At 38.6% G+C, this 2,731-nt stretch carries 4 protein-coding genes; 2 read left to right on the top strand and 2 right to left on the bottom strand.

Annotated features, from left to right (window positions below; genetic code table 11):
- Window positions 1-191 precede the first annotated feature (191 nt).
- Window positions 192-629 (bottom strand): group II truncated hemoglobin, encoded by a 438-nt coding sequence (locus I6F66_RS20435; protein ID WP_197209655.1) that lies wholly within the window; start codon window positions 627-629, stop codon window positions 192-194.
- Between the two features lie 53 nt (window positions 630-682).
- Between I6F66_RS20435 and aroE the strand changes: the two genes are divergently transcribed.
- The gene (gene aroE / locus I6F66_RS20430) at window positions 683-1,507 is read left to right on the top strand and encodes a shikimate dehydrogenase (RefSeq protein WP_197209654.1); all 825 of its coding nucleotides are present in this window, start codon (window positions 683-685) and stop codon (window positions 1,505-1,507) included.
- Window positions 1,504-1,758 carry a DUF1488 domain-containing protein gene (locus I6F66_RS20425; RefSeq protein WP_197209653.1) on the top strand — a complete coding sequence of 85 codons (255 nt, stop codon included), beginning with the start codon at window positions 1,504-1,506 and terminating at the stop codon, window positions 1,756-1,758. The genes aroE and I6F66_RS20425 overlap by 4 nt, the downstream gene beginning before the upstream one ends.
- Here the strand turns inward: I6F66_RS20425 and I6F66_RS20420 are convergent.
- Window positions 1,750-2,295, bottom strand: a complete 546-nt coding sequence (locus I6F66_RS20420) for a gamma carbonic anhydrase family protein (protein WP_197209652.1) — start codon at window positions 2,293-2,295, stop codon at window positions 1,750-1,752. The two genes, I6F66_RS20425 and I6F66_RS20420, sit on opposite strands and share 9 nt — an antisense overlap.
- Window positions 2,296-2,731: the final 436 nt, after the last annotated feature.

Here is a 2,731-nt window from a genome sequence, read left to right as displayed (position 1 = left end):
TCCGATTTACCGAATTGTTGTTTTGCCCAATGAGTATGTTCGTTAATCATAATGTGCCCTCAAACAAGATTTGAAGATCTGATCATGACATTGAGATTTAGTTCAAAAAAATCCCCGCTAATTTCTTAGCAGGGATTTGTGTATAAGAGACAGCTAATTAGCGCCTTTTTGTATTGTGGCTAAATACAAATTTAATGCTGGTTAATCATGTGCGTTGCTAGTTGAGAGAATGATTGCTTTAAGCCTTCACGTAACAACGGGTTGTCTATTTCTATATCCAGCGTTTTATTCATGCAGTACATCCACTGATCGCGCAATGCTTTATCTACAGTAAAAGGCATATGGCGTTTACGTAGCATTGGCTGGCCATGTTTTTCTGTAAATAGGTTTGGCCCGCCTAACCAACCAGATAAAAATTCAAAAAATACTTGGCGAATTCGATCTAATGGCAGAGGATGCATATCATATAACGGTTTAGCGTATTCATCTGACTCCATTATGTCGTAGAATCGATTGGCAATAGCGCGCGCTCCTTTTTCTCCACCTATTATTTCGTACGGTGTTTTTTCAGGAGTAGGAGCCTGTTGCTCGGGAGTTGGCTTAGATTTAGAAAAAAGTCGTTTAATCATATTATTTATCATCGTTAATAGGCAGTGTATAGCTGCAAAGAGGTTGCTTTAAAATGGACAAATATGCGGTTTTTGGAAATCCAATTAAACATTCAAAATCCCCCGCGATACATAAACAATTTGCTGTATCACTGGGTGAGCAAATCGACTACCGCGCAATATTAGCACCTATCGATAACTTTGAAAAAACAGTATTGTCTTTTTTTGAGCAAGGCGGTATCGGTGCTAACGTTACAATGCCATTCAAAGAGCAAGCTTATGCAATGGCTGATGAGCTTACTCCGTTAGCTAAAATAGTAGGGGCTGTTAATACATTAAAAAAACGAGATGATGGCACATTACTCGGTGACAACACAGATGGTGTAGGCTTTGTAAATGATTTACTCGCTAATAAAGTAGCTATAACTAACAAGCGTATTTTAATTATTGGCGCGGGCGGTGCAGCTCGAGGCGTTATTTTACCTTTGCTAGAGCATAACCCTCAGGAAATAATAATCGTTAATCGCACAGCACAAAAAGCTAAAGAACTCGCAGAGCTATTTACTCAATATGGACCTGTATCTGGCTTTGGCTTTAATGATTTACCAGTAAGCGATTACTCACTAATTATAAACTCTACATCTAGCAGTATGAATAACGAGCTACCAGCACTTGATGAAAAACACATAACTAACTGTGAAGTAGCCTATGACATGTTTTATTCACTGCAAAATACTATTTTTATGAACTGGATTGCACAGCATAATATTAACGCTAAGCTTTTAGATGGCAGCGGTATGTTAGTGGGCCAGGCTGCTCAAGCCTATTATGTATGGCGCAATAAAATGCCAAAAATACTTCCTTTAGTTGATGCACTAAAACAAGGGGCGCTTAAATGAACCAAGCAATACAATTTATAGATAGGCTAGAATTTAGAGAGCCCGATCATCAGTTAGTATTCTTTGCACAAGTTAGTGGCATGCTGGTGGAGTGTGTAATAGAAGTAAGTACACTTAAATTAACAGACGAAAGCCATGCAACAGAGTATTTTGAAAAGTACCGTTTTGATTACGAAGAGCGTGCCGAGGAGCTTATCGAAGATGAAAGTTACAACTCGGCAGGTCAGATAGAAGTAAGCTTATTACTCTAAGTTAGCGATTTCAGCTAAATACTCATCTTTAAGTGATACGTAGTTATCGGCAGATATTTTCAAAAAGGCAAGTTCTTGGTCTGTAAGAGGGCGAGCTTGCTTAGCTGGGCTTCCTACATATAAATAGCCAGACTCTAAACGCTTGTTTGGAGGCACTAAAGAACCTCCTCCAATAATAACATCGTCTTCAACAACAACGTTGTCCATAATAATAGCGCCCATACCCACAAGTATACGATCTCCTAGTACGCATCCGTGTAGCATTACCTTATGACCAACAGTTACATCGTCACCTATAATAAGTGGGTAACCATCAGGATTGCTTTTAGTTGCACGAGATAAATGCAATACACTGCCATCTTGTATATTTGTACGCTCACCAATACGTATATAGTTAACATCGCCACGTGCAGCTACTAATGGCCACACACTACTATTATCACCTAAAGTAATGTTACCAACCAAAACCGATGAATCATCAACATAAACAGACGCATTAAATGAAGGAGTAACACCTTTATAAGAACGAATTGCCATAGTTAGTACCTTTTAGATCATGATTATTAGTATTTGAGTGTATCAGCAAGGTGATTTTTGTACCATACAGTGCACTGTTTGGTTACAAAACTATCAGTTTCGGGGTGTTTAGTTCAGATACTAACCGAACAGCATCTTTTTTTACTTTTTCTTTAAAAAAGTGCTTGCGTAAAAATATGATCTCCCTATAATGCGACCCCACTGAGACGGGAAACGCCAACGCATAGCGAGGCACGCACTACCTCAGAGAGTTAAATAAAACTTCGGTTTTAAATTGTCGAAAGAAAGTTTAAAACTAAGTGTTGACTCGAAAAATAAAGGGTGTATTATTCGCATCCCTTGAGACGCTAAAGCGACTCAAAACGTTCTTTAACAATATAAAGCAATCATCTGTGTGGGCACTCGTACAGATTGAGTTCTAACAGCCAACCTACTT

The sequence above is a fragment of the Pseudoalteromonas sp. NZS100_1 genome, from assembly GCF_015864285.1.
Lineage (GTDB): Bacteria > Pseudomonadota > Gammaproteobacteria > Enterobacterales > Alteromonadaceae > Pseudoalteromonas > Pseudoalteromonas arctica.
Note: the sequence above shows the minus strand (reverse complement) of the source record. Positions and strands in the feature narration are given on the sequence as shown.

Bases quoted from the DNA above. Each gene is read 5' to 3' on its own strand.
- I6F66_RS20435 (WP_197209655.1), bottom strand. From the start codon at position 629: ATGATTAAACGACTTTTTTCTAAATCTAAGCCAACTCCCGAGCAACAG.
- aroE (WP_197209654.1), top strand. From the start codon at position 683: ATGGACAAATATGCGGTTTTTGGAAATCCAATTAAACATTCAAAATCC.
- I6F66_RS20425 (WP_197209653.1), top strand. From the start codon at position 1,504: ATGAACCAAGCAATACAATTTATAGATAGGCTAGAATTTAGAGAGCCC.
- I6F66_RS20420 (WP_197209652.1), bottom strand. From the start codon at position 2,295: ATGGCAATTCGTTCTTATAAAGGTGTTACTCCTTCATTTAATGCGTCT.